11 protein-coding genes and 1 riboswitch are annotated in these 16,849 nt (G+C 72.1%); of the genes, 5 read left to right on the top strand and 6 right to left on the bottom strand.

Features of this window, described 5'->3' with window-relative positions; genetic code table 11:
* Window positions 1–111: 111 nt before the first annotated feature.
* From ACF0H8_RS06335 to ACF0H8_RS06325, 3 genes are all read right to left on the bottom strand, one after another.
* Window positions 112–999 (bottom strand): bifunctional methylenetetrahydrofolate dehydrogenase/methenyltetrahydrofolate cyclohydrolase, encoded by an 888-nt coding sequence (locus ACF0H8_RS06335; RefSeq protein ID WP_395288120.1) that lies wholly within the window; start codon window positions 997–999, stop codon window positions 112–114.
* Window positions 996–2,300 (bottom strand): serine hydroxymethyltransferase, encoded by a 1,305-nt coding sequence (glyA, locus tag ACF0H8_RS06330; protein WP_395288119.1) that lies wholly within the window; start codon window positions 2,298–2,300, stop codon window positions 996–998. Before glyA ends, ACF0H8_RS06335 begins: the two co-directional genes overlap by 4 nt.
* 56 nt (window positions 2,301–2,356) lie before the next feature.
* A riboswitch (ZMP/ZTP riboswitch) is annotated at window positions 2,357–2,444 on the bottom strand.
* A gap of 149 nt (window positions 2,445–2,593) precedes the next feature.
* Window positions 2,594–3,127 carry a GNAT family N-acetyltransferase gene (locus ACF0H8_RS06325; RefSeq protein ID WP_395288118.1) on the bottom strand — a complete coding sequence of 178 codons (534 nt, stop codon included), beginning with the start codon at window positions 3,125–3,127 and terminating at the stop codon, window positions 2,594–2,596.
* Between the two features lie 138 nt (window positions 3,128–3,265).
* Between ACF0H8_RS06325 and purU the strand changes: the two genes are divergently transcribed.
* From purU to ACF0H8_RS06300, 5 genes are all read left to right on the top strand, one after another.
* Window positions 3,266–4,114, top strand: coding sequence for a formyltetrahydrofolate deformylase (purU, locus tag ACF0H8_RS06320; protein WP_395288117.1), 849 nt, complete (start codon window positions 3,266–3,268; stop codon window positions 4,112–4,114).
* A gap of 217 nt (window positions 4,115–4,331) precedes the next feature.
* Window positions 4,332–5,624: an ABC transporter substrate-binding protein gene (locus ACF0H8_RS06315; RefSeq protein WP_395288116.1), complete on the top strand. Its 1,293-nt coding sequence runs from the start codon at window positions 4,332–4,334 to the stop codon at window positions 5,622–5,624.
* A gap of 83 nt (window positions 5,625–5,707) precedes the next feature.
* Window positions 5,708–6,610, top strand: a complete 903-nt coding sequence (locus ACF0H8_RS06310; RefSeq protein ID WP_395288115.1) for a carbohydrate ABC transporter permease — start codon at window positions 5,708–5,710, stop codon at window positions 6,608–6,610.
* Window positions 6,607–7,509, top strand: coding sequence for a carbohydrate ABC transporter permease (locus tag ACF0H8_RS06305; RefSeq protein WP_395288114.1), 903 nt, complete (start codon window positions 6,607–6,609; stop codon window positions 7,507–7,509). The genes ACF0H8_RS06310 and ACF0H8_RS06305 overlap by 4 nt, the downstream gene beginning before the upstream one ends.
* A gap of 75 nt (window positions 7,510–7,584) precedes the next feature.
* A complete protein-coding gene (locus ACF0H8_RS06300; RefSeq protein WP_395288113.1) occupies window positions 7,585–8,250 on the top strand; it encodes a DUF4190 domain-containing protein in 666 nt (221 codons plus the stop codon).
* A 51-nt stretch (window positions 8,251–8,301) separates the two neighbouring features.
* Here the strand turns inward: ACF0H8_RS06300 and pulA are convergent, their stop codons facing one another.
* The 3 genes from pulA to ACF0H8_RS06285 form a co-directional block, all read right to left on the bottom strand.
* Window positions 8,302–14,139, bottom strand: coding sequence for a pullulanase-type alpha-1,6-glucosidase (pulA, locus tag ACF0H8_RS06295; RefSeq protein ID WP_395288112.1), 5,838 nt, complete (start codon window positions 14,137–14,139; stop codon window positions 8,302–8,304).
* A gap of 357 nt (window positions 14,140–14,496) precedes the next feature.
* Window positions 14,497–15,480, bottom strand: a complete 984-nt coding sequence (locus ACF0H8_RS06290; RefSeq protein ID WP_395288111.1) for a malate dehydrogenase — start codon at window positions 15,478–15,480, stop codon at window positions 14,497–14,499.
* Between the two features lie 26 nt (window positions 15,481–15,506).
* Complete coding sequence (locus ACF0H8_RS06285; RefSeq protein ID WP_395288110.1) at window positions 15,507–16,724, bottom strand: NADP-dependent isocitrate dehydrogenase; 1,218 nt, start codon at window positions 16,722–16,724, stop codon at window positions 15,507–15,509.
* Window positions 16,725–16,849: the final 125 nt, after the last annotated feature.

The raw sequence follows: 16,849 nt of genomic DNA, 5'->3' as shown, positions 1-16,849 counted from the left end.
CTCGCGCGGGCGTCGTTCGGACGCACGGCGGCGGGAGGGGCGGAGGCGGCCGGGCGGCGGAGGCGGCCGGGCGGCGGAGGCGGCCGGCGGGCCGCCGGCCACCTCCCCGCCTCAGGACCGCGCGGCCAGCCGCTCGGCGGTGTCCACGACGTTGGCGAGCAGCATGGCCCGCGTCATGGGCCCCACGCCGCCCGGGTTCGGCGAGAGCCACGCCGCGACGTCGGCCACGCCGTCGGCGACGTCCCCGCGGAGCTTCGCCTTGCCGGTGGCCGGGTCCACGGCCCGTGAGACGCCGACGTCGAGCACGATCGCGCCGGGCTTGACCATGTCCGCGGTGATGATGCCGGGCTGCCCGGCGGCCGCCACGACCACGTCCGCCTCGCGCACGTGCTTGGCCAGGTCGGCAGTGCCCGTGTGGGTGAGCGTGACGGTGGCGTTGACGTCCTTGCGGGTCAGCAGCAGCCCGATGCTGCGGCCCACCGTGGTGCCGCGCCCGACGACGCACACCTCCTTGCCCGCCAGGTCCAGGCCGTGCCGGGCGACCAGCTCGAGCACCGCCCGCGGCGTGCAGGGCAGCGGGGAGGTGACCTCCTCCTTCACCCGGAGCACCAGGCGGCCGAGGTTGGTCGGGTGCAGCCCGTCCGCGTCCTTGGCCGGGTCGACCATCTCCAGGATCGCGTTCGTGTCGATCCCGCGGGGCAGCGGCAGCTGGACGATGTACCCGGTGCAGGCCGGGTCGGCGTTGAGCCGCGCGACGGCGGCCTCGACGTCGGCCTGGGTGGCGGTGGCGGGCAGGTCCTCGCGGATGGAGGCGATGCCGACCTCGGCGCAGTCCCGGTGCTTGCCCGCCACGTACGCCTTGGAGCCGGGGTCCTCCCCCACCAGCACGGTGCCCAGGCCGGGCGTGACGCCCCGCTCCCGGAGCGCGGCGACCCGCTCGGCGAGCTCGGCCTTGATGGTGGCGGCGGTGGCGCGCCCGTCGAGGACCCGCGCCGTCACTGCTGCAGCCCCGGGTACAGCGGGAACCCGTCCGTCAAGGCCTTCACCCGGCCGCGCATGGCCTCGACGTCGGTGTCCGCGCCGCCCACCAGGGTGGTGGCGATGATGTCCGCGACCTCGGTGAACTCGGCGGCGCCGAACCCGCGGGTGGCCAGGGCCGGGGTGCCGATGCGCAGGCCCGAGGTCACGCGCGGCGGGCGCGGGTCGAACGGCACGGCGTTGCGGTTGACCGTGATGCCCGCGGCGTGCAGCAGGTCCTCGGCCTGCTGGCCGTCGAGGGCGGAGTCGCGCAGGTCGACGAGCACGAGGTGCACGTCGGTGCCGCCGGTGACGAGGGAGACGCCGGCGTCGGCGACGTCGCGCTCGCTGAGGCGCTCGGCGATGATGCGCGCCCCCTCGAGGGTGCGGCGCTGACGGTCCTTGAACTCCTCGCCGGCGGCGATCTTGAAGGCCACCGCCTTGGCGGCGATCACGTGCATGAGCGGGCCGCCCTGCTGACCGGGGAAGACGGCGGAGTTGAGTTTCTTGCCGAAGGTCTCCTCGTCCCGGGAGAGCAGGAAGCCCGAGCGGGGGCCGCCGATGGTCTTGTGCACGGTGGAGGAGACGACGTCGGAGTGCGGCACGGGCGAGGGGTGCAGCCCGGCGGCCACCAGGCCGGCGAAGTGCGCCATGTCCGTCCACAGGTACGCGCCGACCTCGTCGGCGATCTCCCGGAAGGCGGCGAAGTCGAGCTGGCGCGGGTAGGCGGACCAGCCGGCGATGATGACCTTCGGGCGCGCCTCGAGGGCCTTGGCGCGCACGGTCTCCATCTCGATGCGGTGCGACTGCTCGTCCACGCCGTAGGAGGCGACGTCGTAGAGCTTGCCGGAGAAGTTGATCTTCATGCCGTGCGTGAGGTGGCCGCCGTGCGCGAGCGAGAGGCCCAGGATGGTGTCGCCCGGGTTCGCCAGCGCGTGCAGGACGGCGGCGTTGGCCTGCGCGCCGGAGTGCGGCTGGACGTTGGCGTACTGGGCGCCGAACAGCGACTTCGCCCGCTCGATCGCGAGGCTCTCGGCGACGTCGACCTGCTCGCAGCCGCCGTAGTAGCGCTTGCCGGGGTAGCCCTCGGCGTACTTGTTGGTCAGCACGGACCCCTGCGCCTGCAGGACGGCGCGGGGCACGAAGTTCTCGCTCGCGATCATCTCGAGCGTCTCACGCTGGCGGGCGAGCTCGCCGTCGAGCACGGCGGCGATCTCCGGGTCGAGCTCGGCGAGCGACTGGTCGGCCACGGACGTGGCGCTGCCGGGGGTGGTCTGGCTCATGCTTCCTCCGCTGGTCGTTCACGCACACACGGTGTGCGCGCGCACTCGGTGTGGTGACTCTCGGCCCAGGCGGACGACCTCGAATCGGTGCTGATGTCGCTCCCCGGTGGTTCCCCACCTCAGGCGCCAGTCGCGACGTCGCCGAGACTACCAACTCGGCCGGGCGGGGCCGAAGCCGCCCGGCTCGCAAGTACGACCACCGCCGCCGGGCCACGGCGGGCAGGGGACGGCGCGGGTCAGGCGGCGCTGGGAAGAAGGCGTGAGCCGGAGCCGGTGAGCAGGACGGCGTGGCGTCAGGGGCGCCCGGGCAGCCCCGGGTCCGCCAGCGGGAGCTCGCCGCCGTCCTCCGGCTCACCCTCGCCGAGGATGCGGCGCAGGTAGGCGTACGTGAGGTCGCCGGTGTGCTGGTCGTACTGGTGCTCGTAACCCTGCTTGGCGTACATGGCCAGGTTCTGCTTGGAGTCCTGCCCGGTGAACACCCAGACCTCCTTGGTCTGCTCCGGCAGGTACTCCAGCACCGCCATCAGCAGCTGGGTGCCGATCCCGCGGCCCTGCAGGTCCGGGACGACGGCGAGCCGGCCCAGGTTCGCCCGGTCGGCCTCGAGCTCGACGCGGATCGAGCCCACCAGCCGGTGACTGATCCAGGCGCCCAGCGTGACCACCTCGGGGCGCGCGATGTCCGCCACGAGCTCGGTGAGCGACTGGGTCAGCGCGGGCAGGTTCGGGTCGCCGTACAGCTGCGCCTCGGTGACGAAGGCCGCCCGACGCACGGTGAGCAGCTCCCCGGCCTCCTCCTCGGTGATGAGGTCGATCCTGACGTCGTCCATGCGGCACAGTCTGGCATCCGCCGCGGGGGTCACGCGCCGCCACCCGCCCACCGGACGGCGGCGAAGCCGCTGGTCCGCGCCGCGTCGCCACACGGACTGCGCCGACGGACCGTGCGCGCGCCCACTACGCTCCGCCAGGTGAGCTCCGCGCACCTCATCCTCGCCCTCTCCTGCCCCGACCGGCCCGGGATCGTGCACGCCGTCTCCGGCGTCCTTGTCGAGCACGGCGGCAACATCACCGAGTCGCAGCAGTTCGGCGACCCCTCCACCGGGCTGTTCTTCATGCGGGTCCAGGTGGAGACGCAGGCCCCACGCGGCGAGCTCGAGGAGGGGCTCGCCGGCATCGCGCAAGAGTTCGCCATGACGTGGAAGCTCGACGAGGTCGGGCGCCCCGTCCGGACCCTGATCATGGCCTCCAAGGACGCGCACTGCCTCGTCGACCTGCTGTTCCGCCAGCGATTCCAGAGACTGCCGATCGAGGTGGTCGGCGTCGTGGCCAACCACCCCGACCTCGAGCCCATCGCGAGCTTCTACGGCGCCCCGTTCCACCACATCCCCGTCACCAAGGACACCAAGGCGGAGGCCGAGCACGCCCTGATGCAGCTCGTGCGCGAGCAGGACGTGGAGCTCGTGGTCCTCGCCCGGTACATGCAGATCCTCTCGGAGGAGCTCACCGCGGAGCTCGAGGGCCGGGTCATCAACATCCACCACTCCTTCCTGCCGAGCTTCAAGGGCGCCCGTCCCTACGCGCAGGCGCACGGCCGCGGTGTGAAGCTCATCGGGGCGACGGCGCACTACGTCACCGCGGACCTCGACGAGGGCCCGATCATCGAGCAGGACGTCGAGCGCGTCACCCACGCCGACGACGTCGCGGAGATGGTCGCCCGCGGGCAGGACGTCGAGCGCAGGGTGCTCGCCCGCGCGGTGCGCTGGCACGCCGAGCACCGGGTGCTCCTGGACGGGCGCCGCACGGTCGTCTTCCCCTGAGGCCGGCGGCTCCGCCGTCGCCCCGCCCGCACACCGCCGCCGCCCGCGGCCGGCCTCGCGCGCGCGTCGTCGCCTCGAGCAACGAGATCGCCACGATTCCGCCGGAACGTGGCCATCTGGGGCACAGCGGATCACAATGGTGGGAATCGCTGCCCCGGCAGCGACGACGGCCCCCTGCCAGGCCGACGGGACAACGACGTTTCGAAGGAGCAGTCAGATGCGACGAAGCGCAGCAGCGGCCGGCTTCGCGGCCGCGGGTCTCCTCCTCGCGGCATGCGGCGGAGGCGGCGGAGGTGGTGACGGCGGCGCGACCGGAGAGGGTGGCGGCGCCGAGGGCGGCGGCGAGCAGGTGGAGGTCTTCACCTGGTGGGCGCAGGGCTCGGAGCTCGCCGGCCTCGAGGCGCTGCAGGCCGTCTTCGAGGAGCAGCACCCCGACGTCGAGTTCATCAACGGCGCGGTCGCCGGCGGCGCCGGCTCGGCCGCGAAGGACCTGCTCCAGACCCGCCTGCAGGCCGGCGACCCGCCGGACACCTTCCAGGCGCACGCCGGTCAGGAGCTCACCGACTACATCAACGCGGCGCAGGTCGAGGACGTCTCGGACCTCTACGACGAGTTCGGGCTGCGCGAGGCCTTCCCGGAGGACCTGCTGCAGCTTCTCACGGTCGAGGACGCCATCTACTCGATCCCCTCCAACATCCACCGCTCCAACGTCGTGTGGGCGAACCCGACGGTGCTGGAGGACGCGGGCGTCGACCCGGCCGCGGTGCCCGCCGACATCGACGCCTGGATCGCCGACCTCGAGAAGGTGCAGGCCGCCGGCGCCACGCCGCTCGCCGTCGGGCAGACCTGGACGCAGGTGCACCTGCTGGAGACGGTGCTCATGGCGGACCTCGGCGCCGAGGCCTACAACGGCCTGTGGACCGGCGACACCGACTGGGCCGGGCCGGAGGTGACCGGGGCCCTCGAGCACTTCGAGACCCTGATGGGCTTCACCAACACCGACCGGGACGGCCTCGACTGGCCGGAGGCCACGCAGCTGGTCATCGACGGCACCGCCGCCTACACCGTGATGGGCGACTGGGCGCTGGCCGCCTTCGACCAGCAGGGAATGGAGCGCGGCACGGACTTCGTCGACTTCCCGGTGCCCGGCTCCGACGGCATGTTCGGCTTCCTCGCCGACTCCTTCACCCTGCCGGTCGGCGCCCCGAACCCCGACGGCGCCCGCGCGTGGCTGGAGACCATCGGGTCGCTCGAGGGCCAGGTGGCCTTCAGCAAGGAGAAGGGCTCCATCCCGGCGCGCACGGACGCCGACCCCGCGGAGTTCTCCGAGTACCAGCAGGCGGCGATCGAGGCCTACGCGAACGACACGATCGTGCCCTCGCTCGCTCACGGCGCGGCCACGCCGATCGCGTGGCTCAACGAGGTCTCCGACGCCACGAGCAAGTTCACCTCCGGCGCCTCGGATCTCGCCACCTACCAGCAAGAGCTGGTCGCCGCGGCCGGCGCCTGAGCACCGCGGGCCGTCCGGGCAGCTCCCGGCGGTGCCCGCCGAGGCGGGCACCGCCGGACCGCTCTCCCTCGAAGGAGCACCTCGTGAAGACCGTCCGGCGCTGGGGACCGCCGCTGCTGCTGCTCGCCCCCTCGCTGCTCCTGGTCGCCGTCTTCGTGTACGGCCTGATCGCCGTCAACTTCGCCACCTCGGCGACCGACAACCACACCGCGGCGCAGGCCACGGGCCAGGCTCCGTCGGCGTTCGTGGGCCTGCAGAACTACCTGGACCTGCTCGCCTCGGAGGACTTCCAGCACTCCCTGAAGAATCTCGTGCTCTACACCGCCGTCTTCCTCGTCGGCACCATGGCCATCGGGTTCCTGTGGGCGTGGATCCTGGAGCGCCCGACGCGCGGGGAGGGGTTCTTCCGCTCGGTGTACCTCTTCCCGATGGCGGTCTCCTTCATCGCCTCCGGCGTCGTGTGGCGCTGGCTGCTGAACTCCAACGAGGGCAACAGCGCCCTCGGGCTGAACCGGCTGTTCCAGATGGTCGGCCTGGACTTCCTGCAGAACCCCTGGTGGAACAACATCTCGTGGGGAATCGCGGCCATCGCCATCCCGGCGGTCTGGCAGCTGTCGGGCTACGTCATGGCGCTCTTCCTCGCCGGGTTCCGGGGCATCCCCGACGAGCTGCGCGAGGCGGGACGCATCGACGGCGCCAGCGAGTGGCAGCTCTACCGCCACGTGCTCTTCCCCCAGCTCTCCCCCGTGGCGCTCTCGGCGCTGATCATCATCGGGCACATGTCGCTGAAGGCGTTCGACCTGATCATGTCGATCTCGAAGCCGTCGAACTACCAGACCAAGGTGCCGGCGGTGGACATGTACGTGTTCAAGTCCAGCTTCGACTACGCCAACGCGGCGGCGGTCGGCGCGATCCTGCTGATCATCGTCGCCGTGCTCGTCGTGCCCTACCTGATCCACACCACCCGGAAGGAGCGGGCGCGATGACCACCACCTCCACGCCCGCACCCCCGGGCGTCAGCGACCTGGTGGCAGGGCGCCCGGCCGACGTGCGCCGGCCGCCCAGCCGCTACTCGTGGGGCCGGACGGTGCGCTACGCGCTGCTGCTCGTCTCCCTGGTCGTCGTGCTCATCCCGGTCTACGTGCTGCTCGTGACGAGCTTCAAGGGTCCCGGGGACGCCACGCCCGCCCGTGCCTGGGCCCTGCCCACGCTGTGGACGACCGAGAACTGGCTGGCCGCGTGGGAGGCGCTCGCGCCGTCGATCTGGCGGTCGGTGCAGATGGTCGTCCCGGCGGCGGTCATCTCGGCCTTCCTGGGCTCGATGAACGGGTTCGTGCTGTCCCGCTGGTCCTTCAAGGGCGCGAACATCGTCTTCACGCTGATCCTCTTCGGGATGTTCATCCCCTACCAGGCGGTGATGATCCCCCTGACGCAGCTGGTGCTCGGCGTCGGCCTGCCCAGCGGCATCCCCACCCTGATCGCGCTGCACGTCATCTACGGCATCCCGATCACCACGCTCATCTTCCGCAACTACTACGAGTCGGTGCCCAGGGAGCTCATCGAGGCGGCGCGCGTCGACGGCGCCGGCATGCTCCGCACGTACGTGTCGGTGGTGCTGCCGATCTCGGTGCCGAGCTTCGTCGTCGTCCTCATCTGGCAGTTCACCTCGGCCTGGAACGACTTTCTCTTCGCGGTGTTCTTCTCCTCCAGCCAGAACGGGCCCGTGACGCTCGCGCTGAACAACCTGGCCAACGGCGCCCTGCTGCAGAACTACGGGACGTCCATGGCCGGCGCGCTGTTCGCCTCGCTGCCGACGCTGCTGGTCTACATCCTGCTGGGCCGGTACTTCGTGGGCGGGCTGATGTCCGGCTCGGTGAAGGGCTGAGCGCGGCGCTCGCCGGGCGCCCCCGGAGGGCATGGTGACACGATGCGAGCACCGACGTGACGAGGAGATGACGACATGAGCACACCTCCCCCCGATGACAGACCCGCCGAGACCGACGGCTCCGCGCCACCGCCGTCGTACCGGCCCGGCGAGCCGAGCTACGGTCAGCCGGCCGGCGCGTACCCGGAGCCCCGGTACGGCCAGCGCGGCCCGGAGCAGGGCGACCCCGCGTACGGCGGCCAGGGGTACGGGCAGCAGGGCGGATACGGCCAGCAGGGTCCGGGGTATGGCCAGCCCGCCTACGGCGCTCCCTACGGCCCGCCGGGCTACCAGGCCCAGGGGTACGCCGGCCAGCCGTACCAGGCGCGCAACGGCATGGGCATCGCGGCCCTGATCGTCGCGGCGGCGTCCTTCCTCATCGCGTGGGTCCCCTTCATCGGGCTGCTGAGCGTGGTGGGCGGGATCGTGGCGATCGTGCTCGGGATCGTGGCCCTCGGGCGCGTCAAGCGGGGCGAGGCCACCAGCCGCGGGGTGCCGATCGCGGCCATCGTCCTCGGTGCCCTCTCCGTGCTGCTGGGCATCGGCTCGACGATCTTCGGGTCCTGGGTCGTCTCCGAGGTGGCCCCGGACATCTTCGGTCCCGAGTTCGACAGGTGCGTCGAGCAGTTCTCCGACGACCCGGCCGGCCTGGAGCAGTGCCTCCAGGACGCGGGGGTCGGCGACCGCTCCGACGGGTTCTGACGGCGCGGCCTGCGACGGCCCGCCGCCGCGGCGGGCCGTCGCAGGGCGTGGTCACCGGCCGCGGTGCTCCGGCCCCTTGCCGGGACGGTCCGCGGGCGGGCCCACGGGCGTCCGGTCGGGCCTGCCCGGGCCCGTCGGCCGGTCAGACGGCTTCCCGGTGCCGGGCTTGCCCGGCTCGCCCGGCTCTCCGCCGCCGTCACCGTGGGCGTCGACGAGCACGGCGACCGTCCGCGCCGGCACCGTGACCGTGCCGGTCGGGGCGTCCCACGTCGTCGCCCGCACGACGTCGTCGGCGCCGCCGGCCTGGACCGGCGAGAGGGCGAAGCCCCGGCCGGCGAGCGCCTCGACGGTCTGGGTGACCGGCTCGGGCGAGGCGTTGAACACCACCAGGACCCCGTCGAGCGCCGGGTCGGCGTCCTCGCCCACGAGGTCGTCGATGCTCATGGTGATCACCCCCGGGGTGGCGTCCGGCCCCGACCCGGGAAAGGTGACCTTCTGCTGGATCGCCTCTGCGGAGCCCAGGCGGAACAGCCCGGTGGAGCCGCGCAGCCGGAGCAGGTCCTGCGCCTGGGCGGCGGCCGCGTCGATGTCCGCCGGCGACGGCTTCAGCGCGGGGTCGGCCAGCAGCGGGGCCATGACCGGCCACTTGTCCTCGTTGTCGGCCGCGGGCGGGAGACCGACCCCGAAGTTGTTGGTCTGCCCGCTCCAGTCGAGCAGGTTGAAGTGGTCGCCGGAGTTGTAGCTGTTGCGGTCCAGCGACTTCGACCGAAGCAGGTCCGCGCCCGCGTGCCAGAAGCTGGGCGTCTGCGAGAGCGCCGTCGTCGCCAGCGAGAGCGTGTTCATCCGCACCCGGTCGGCCATCGGCGTGTCCACCGGGAGCTTGAGGGTGAGGTTGTCGAAGAGGGTCTCGTTGTCGTGCGCGTCGACGTAGGTGACGACCTCCTCCGGGCTGTCGGCATACCCCGCCGGCTGCCCGTTGTAGTCCAGGTCCTCGCCGCGCTGCAGCTCCCCGGAGCTGGTGAGGAACGAGTACTGCCGCAGGTTCCCGGCGAGGCCGAGACGCACCAGGTCGCTCGCATGCGCCAGCCGGGCGGCCTGCTCCGCGGGCGTGCCGGCGGCGACCTCGTTGGGGTCGGTGAACAGGCCGGAGCCGAAGCCCTGGTTCACCCGCTGGTCCTCGTCGAAGGGCCCGCCGCCGCGGACGGCGTCGCGCAGCCGGTCGGAGAAGGTGCCGATGCCCGTGCCGCCGAGCTGGCCCTGCGTGGCCTGCGTGAAGCGGGCGTCGTCCGCCACCTCCCCGAAGTTCCAGCCCTCGCCGTAGAGGTAGATCGCCTCGCCGTCGACGCCGTCCTCCTCGAGGGTGAGGGCGTCGAGCGCCTCGCGGACGGCGAGCATGTTCTCGCGCGAGTGGTGGCCCATGAGGTCGAAGCGGAAGCCGTCGACGTGGTAGTCCGCCGCCCAGGTCACCACCGAGTCGACCATGAGCTTCTCGGCCATCTCGTGCTCGGTCGCCACGTTCTGGCAGCAGGTGGAGGTCTCCACCGAGCCGGTGGCCGACAGGCGGTGGTAGTAGCCGGGCACCACGCGGTCGAGGACCGACCGTTCCGCCTGCCCGGAGGCGGCGGTGTGGTTGAAGACCTGGTCGAGCACGACCTGCAGGCCCGCGTCGTGCAGGCCGCCGACCATCGAGCGGAACTCGGCCACCCGGGCGCCGCCGTCCTGGTTGCCCGCGGAGGCGTAGGACCCCTCGGGGGCGGAGAAGTGGAACGGGTCGTAGCCCCAGTTGAAGGCGTCGGCGTCGGCGACGGCGGCGACCGCGGCCTGCTGGGCCGGTGAGTCCGGCGCGGCGTCCGCCGGGATCTCCGGCACGGCCTGGGCGGCCCGGTCCTCCTCGATGGTGGCGATGTCGAAGGTGGGCAGCAGGTGCACGGTGTTCATGCCGGCCTCGGCGAGCGCGCGCAGGTGCTCCGTGCCGGCCGTGCCCTCCAGCGCGAACGCGCCGTAGGTGCCCCGCAGCTCCTCCGGCACCGTTGCGTCGGCGACGGAGAAGTCGCGCACGTGCAGCTCGTAGATGGTGCGGTCCACGGGGTCCTCGACCACGGGGGCCGGGGTGGCGGCCCACAGCCGCGGCGCCCAGGTCTCGTCGTCCAGGTCGACCAGGACCGACCGGGTCGAGCTGCGCGTCAGCCCGACGGAGTACGGGTCGGTGACGACGTTGGTCTCCACCGCGCCGGTGGCCGGCACGTAGACGTCCACCTCGTACAGGTACGCCCGGTCCTCCCAGGCGGCCTCGCCGGCCACGGTCCAGGCGCCGTCGTCCTGGCGCGCCATGTCCAGGCGCTCGGGCTCACCGGTCCCCGCGCCGTCGGTGTAGAGCAGCAGGTCCACGTCCTTGGCGGTCGGGGCCCACAGCGCCAGGGACGGGGCGCCGCCCTGCCACCTGGCGCCGAGCTCCCGGTCGGCGGCGTCCGCCGCGTACAGGTCGTCGAGCACGCCGGGCAGCTGCACGCCGGTGAACGCGGTCGGGGTGTCGCCGGCGCTCTGGAGCACGGCGATCTCGCCGGTCAGGATCTCGCGGGCGCGCCCGGCGTCGAGGCCGTCGACGGCGAGCGCGACGTGCCCGGCGAGGTGCGGGAACCGCGCGCGCAGGTCGGCCCCCAGGCCCTCGGGCACGTGCCGCAGCGCCACCTCCTCGCCGCCGGTGACGGCGCCGCCGGCGAGCTCGAGGCCGCCGTCCGGCGCGTGGTGGAGCGTCCAGGCCAGGCCGGCCGGAGCGCCGCCGAGCAGGTCGGCGGGCCAGGCGATGGTGCGCGCGTCCAGCCAGTGGGCGCGCTGCTGCCCTAGGCCGGGCAGCGGCGGGTCGGTGACCTCGACGGTGAGCAGATGACTGTCGATGTCGTAGGAGAACGTCACGGCCTTGCCGGCGGTGGCGGAGAAGGTGAGGTTGGCGCCGTCGCGCACGCCGCCGGCGCCGTAGTTCTCCGCCCAGGAGCGGTTGTGCGCCACCTTGACCTCGTAGGTGCCGGCGAGGTCGTCGGTGCTGAAGGTGAAGGTGCCGTCCTGGTCGGGGTCGAGCATCCAGGTGGCCATGCAGGCCGGGTCCCAGTCGCCCGCGCAGCCCAGCTCGCTCTGGAAGGAACCGGGGAGGGTGATGATCGGCCCCTGCGAGGTGTTGGTGAAGTCGTGCGTGACCGGGTCGTAGAAGAAGGTCACCGGGCCACCGGCGTGGGTGTAGGCCGCGTTGGCGCCGCCCGGCACCCCACCGGCTCCGTAGTTGACGTCCCAGCTGCCGCCGACGGCCACCTTGTACTCGTAGCTGCCTGCGGGCAGGTCGAACGTGCCGAGGTACTTGCCGGACTGCTCGTCGAGGGTGAGCGCCGCGGCGGCGCAGCCCGGCTGCCAGTCGGCGCTGCAGCCCATGGCCGCGTTGTGGTTGCCGGGCACGGTGACCAGCTCGCCGCCCGGCGCCGGCTGCCCGGGCGTGGCGGAGACGTCCACGCCGACGGAACCGACGGTGGAGGCGGCGGTGCGGTTGCCGGCGGCGTCCACCGTGACCGCCCGGTACTCCACCAGGGTGCCGGCGGGCAGGCCGGTGGTGTCGTGAAAGACGCGCGGGGTGTCGTCCTCGGCGGTGCCGAGCGTGGTCCAGCCCTGCTCGCCGACGAGCCGGTACGAAAAGGTGGTCTCGGACCACACGTCGTCGGCCACGTCGGCGCTCACGGGGGTCAGGCCTTCCACCTTCGCGCCGTGGGCCGGCGTGAGCGTGATCGAGCCGGGCCCGGAGGGCGCCCCCACGGTGCGGTCGGCACGCAGCACGACGGCGGACAGGGCCGGGACGGTGAGGGTGACCGAGCCCGCGTGGTCCGCCGTCACGGGGGCCTCGGTGCCGTGCAGCGGGGCGTATGCGGCGCCCGGCGTGAGGGTCGTGAGGGTGACGGTGCGCTCGGTGGTGGCGTTGTTGACGGCGACGAGGTGCTCGACCTTCTCGGTGCGCTCGACGCGGGCGAAGGCGTACACGCCCGCGCCGTCGTCCGCGTGCAGCTCGATCTGCGCGCCGGTGTCCAGGGCCGGGTGGGCGTCGCGCAGCGCGGCGAGCCGGGCGATGTGGGTGTACAGCGCGGAGCCGGTGTCGTAGTGGTCGTCGGTGCCGAAGGTCGTGCCGTCCAGGAGCTTCTGGTCGACGTACTCCTGGGTGCTCGAGGCGAAGAGGGACTGCCGGGCCGACTTGTCGTTGCCGACGCCGGCGAAGCCCTGCTCGTCGCCGTAGTACACCACCGGCTGGCCACGGGTGAGGTACATCAGCGAGTGCGCCAGCGCCGAGCGCTCGAGCTCGCTGCCGGCGCCCTGGAGCAGGTAGCCGACGCGTCCCATGTCGTGGTTGCCGAGGAAGGTGGGCAGGGCGTCGGCGGAGGAGTCGGCGGTGGTGTAGTAGTCGTCGGAGGCGAACAGCCCGGACAGCCCCCGGGCGGTGAAGCCCTTGGCGTAGCTCAGGGCGGCGGACTGGTAGGCGAAGTCGAGGACGGCGGACATGTCGGTGTCGCGCACGTACGGGGCGGTGAGGCGGGCGTCGGCGTCGTAGACCTCGCCGAAGGTGAAGAAGCCGGGGTTCGTGGCGGCGGCGTGGTCCTGGATGGCCGCGGTCCACTGCTCCCAGAACTCGAAGTTGACGTGCTTGGCGGTGTCGATGCGGAAGCCGTCGATGCCGAGGTCCATCCAGGTCCGGTAGATCTCCACCATGCCGTCGACGACGCGCGGGTCCTCGGTCATGAGGTCGTCGAGCCCGTCGAAGTCGCCGTACGTGACCGACTCGCCGGACCAGGTCGAGTTGCCGCGGTTGTGGTAGAGCGTCACGTCGTTCAGCCACTCGGGCACCATCGCGGGGCCCTCCGCGTCGCGGACCGGCGTGTAGGGGAAGGACGTGGCCGGGTCCAGCTCGGGGAAGCTGTCCCGCCCGGCGTGCTCTGCCGGGTCGAAGACGTCGCCCGCGGCGTCGCGGTAGGGCGCCGTGGCCTTGTCCACGTAGCCGTAGCTGCCCTCCGCGTAGCTGATGAGGTCCGCGGTGTGGTTGGTGATGATGTCGAAGTAGACCTTGATGCCGCGGCCGTGGGCGTCGTCGATGAACGCCTCGAGCTCGGCGTTGGTGCCCAGGTGCGGGTCGATCTGCGTGAAGTCGGTGATCCAGTAGCCGTGGTAACCGGCGGAGGCGGCCGCGCCCTCGCCCTGGACTGGGTTGTTCTTGAACGACGGCGTCAGCCAGATGGCAGTGGTGCCCAGGCCCTCGAGGTAGTCCAGCCGCTCGCGCAGCCCGGCGAGGTCGCCGCCCTGGTAGAAGCCCTTGTCCGTGGGGTCGAACCCCGACACCGTCCGGTCGTCGCCCAGGCCCGCGGTGTCGTTGGCGGGGTCGCCGTTGGCGAAGCGGTCGGTCAGGACGAAGTAGAAGCTCTCCCCCGCGGCGGGGTCGCGCGCCGGCTCGGCGACGAGGGCGTCGTCCTCAGCGGTGTACTGCCCCGCCACGGTGCGGGCCTCGAGGCTGACGCGGTCCGTGGCGTCGTCGAAGACGAACCGCAGGGTGGCGGGGGCGGTCAGGTGCAGGGGCCGGTTGTCGGCGGGGTGGGACTCGTCCCAGGTGCCGTCCAGGGCGACCTTGTACGCGTAGCTCCCCGCCGGGACCTCAGCCTCCAGCGCGTAGACGCCCTCGGCCTCCGTGGCGGTCATGGTGGTCTGCGCGCACCCGGTGTCCCACTCGGCCGCGCACCCGAGCTCGTCCTGGAGGGAGCCGACGAGGACGACCTGCCGGCCCGCCGCGTCAGCCGGCGGCAGGGCGACGGCGACGCCCGTCAGGGCGAGCACGGCTGTGCTGAGGGCGGCGACGGCACGGTGCGTGGCCATGGGGCTCCTTCGTCGGCTGCGCGTCGTCGCGCAGGTGTGCCCGCAGCGTCGTCGCGCGGGTGGAGCCGAGGCTAGCGACACTGAAACGCTTGCAGCAAGGGTTTCAGGACAATTATTCGGGAAACGGCGCTCAGCTTCGTCCGGTGAGCGGCGGCCTGGTTCACGAGAGTGCCGCGGCGACCACGGCAGGGCGGAGCACCGCGGCGACCGTGGCAGAGGGGAGCACCCGCGACGACGACCAGACGGCCACCGGGAACGTCGCGACGCCCAGAGGCCGACGAGACGAACGACGACGCCCCGGCTTCCCTGTACGGGAACCGGGGCGCCGGTCGAGCGGTCCGGACGGGCCGGGCTACGTCAGAGCAGGCCGAGGCCCTTGACGGCGTCGCGCTCCTCGGCGAGCTCGGCGACGGAGGCGTCGATCTTGCCGCGTGAGAACTCGTTGATCTCCAGGCCCTGGACGATCTCCCACCTCCCGTCCTTGGCGGTGACCGGGAAGGAGGAGATCAGGCCCTCCTCCACGCCGTAGGAGCCGTCCGAGACGATGCCGGCCGAGGTCCAGCTGCCCTCGGGCGTGCCGAGCACCCAGTCGCGGACGTGGTCGATCGCGGCGTTGGCGGCGGAGGCGGCCGAGGACGCGCCGCGCGCCTCGATGATCGCGGCGCCGCGCTTGGCGACCGTGGGGATGAAGTCCTTCTCCAGCCACTCCTCGTCCACCAGGTCCGCGGCCGGCTTGCCGGCGACCGTGGCGTGGAAGATGTCCGGGTACTGCGTCGCGGAGTGGTTGCCCCAGATGGTCAGCTTCTGGATCTCCGAGACCGGCGTGCCCGTCTTGGCGGCGAGCTGGCTCAGCGCGCGGTTGTGGTCCAGGCGGGTCATCGCGGTGAAGCGGTCCGCGGGCACGTCCGGGGCGTGCCGCTGGGCGATGAGGGCGTTGGTGTTGGCCGGGTTGCCCACGACCAGGACCTTGATGTCGTCGGCGGCGCCGGCGTTGATCGCCTCGCCCTGCGGGCCGAAGATTCCGCCGTTGGCCTCGAGCAGGTCGCCGCGCTCCATGCCCTTCGTGCGCGGGCGGGCGCCGACGAGCAGCGCGACGTTGGCGCCCTCGAAGCCCCGCTTCGGGTCGTCGAAGATGTCGATCCCGGCCAGCAGCGGGAAGGCGCAGTCGTCGAGCTCCATCGCGGTGCCCTCGGCGGCCTTGACGCCCTGCGGGATCTCCAGCAGGCGCAGCTTCACGGGGGTGTCCGGGCCGAGCATCTGGCCCGAGGCGATGCGGAAGAGCAGGGCGTAGCCGATCTGGCCGGCGGCCCCGGTGACGGTGACGTTCACGGGCGTGGTCATAAGCTGGACTCCTTCGTCGTCGGTTCTCAGGCCAAGCGGGCCGAGAGGTTCTCGTCGAGGGTGGCGAGGAACTCCTCGGTGGTCTGCCACTCCTGGTCCGGGCCGACCAGCAGCGCGAGGTCCTTCGTCATCTTCCCCGACTCCACGGACTTGACGACCACGTCCTCGAGGGTCTCGGCGAAGCCGATGACCTCCGGCGTGCCGTCCAGCTTGCCGCGGTGCTTCAGGCCGCCGGTCCAGGCGAAGATCGACGCGATCGGGTTCGTCGAGGTGGGCTTGCCGGCCTGATGCTGGCGGTAGTGGCGGGTGACGGTGCCGTGGGCGGCCTCCGCCTCGACGGTCTGGCCGTCGGGGGTCATGAGGACCGAGGTCATCAGGCCCAGGGAGCCGAAGCCCTGCGCGACGGTGTCGGACTGGACGTCGCCGTCGTAGTTCTTGCAGGCCCAGACGTAGCCGCCCTCCCACTTCATGGCGGAGGCGACCATGTCGTCGATGAGGCGGTGCTCGTAGGTCAGGCCGGCGGCGTCGAACTTGTCCTTGTACTCGCTGGCGAAGATCTCGGCGAAGATGTCCTTGAAGGCGCCGTCGTAGGCCTTGAGGATCGTGTTCTTCGTGGACAGGTACACCGGGTACCCGCGCTGCAGGCCGTAGTTGAACGAGGCGCGCGCGAAGTCCGCGATGGACTTGTTGAAGTTGTACATGCCCATCGCCACGCCGCCGTCGTCGCCGTAGTTGGCGACGACGTGCTGGATCGGCTCGGAGCCGTCCTCCGGGGTGAACGTGATGGTGAGCTGGCCGGGGCCGGGCACCTTGAAGTTGGTCGCCTTGTACTGGTCGCCGTGGGCGTGACGGCCGATGACGATCGGCTTGGTCCAGCCCGGCACCAGGCGCGGGACGTTGGAGATGATGATCGGCTCGCGGAAGACGACGCCGCCGAGGATGTTGCGGATGGTGCCGTTGGGCGACACCCACATCTTCTTCAGCCCGAACTCCTCGACGCGGGCCTCGTCCGGCGTGATGGTGGCGCACTTGACGCCGACGTGGTGCTCCTTGATCGCCTTGGCCGCGTCGATGGTCACCTGGTCGTCGGTGGCGTCGCGGTTCTGGATGGACAGGTCGTAGTAGCGCAGGTCGACGTCGAGGTACGGATGGATGAGGCGGTCCTTGATGAACTGCCAGATGATCCGGGTCATCTCGTCGCCGTCGAGCTCGACGACCGGGCCCGCGACCTTGATCTTCGCCATGTCCTGCCACACTCCTGACCACCCCGGGGGGCGCCTCGACTTCGCAGTGCGCCGGGGCCCCGGCGCCAGACCTAGATTACTCGACATCGAGATAATCGGGTGACGGGGCTCACCAGGCGGGCGGC

The organism is Georgenia sp. AZ-5 (assembly GCF_043952095.1).
Lineage (GTDB): Bacteria > Actinomycetota > Actinomycetes > Actinomycetales > Actinomycetaceae > Georgenia.
Note: the sequence above shows the minus strand (reverse complement) of the source record. Positions and strands in the feature narration are given on the sequence as shown.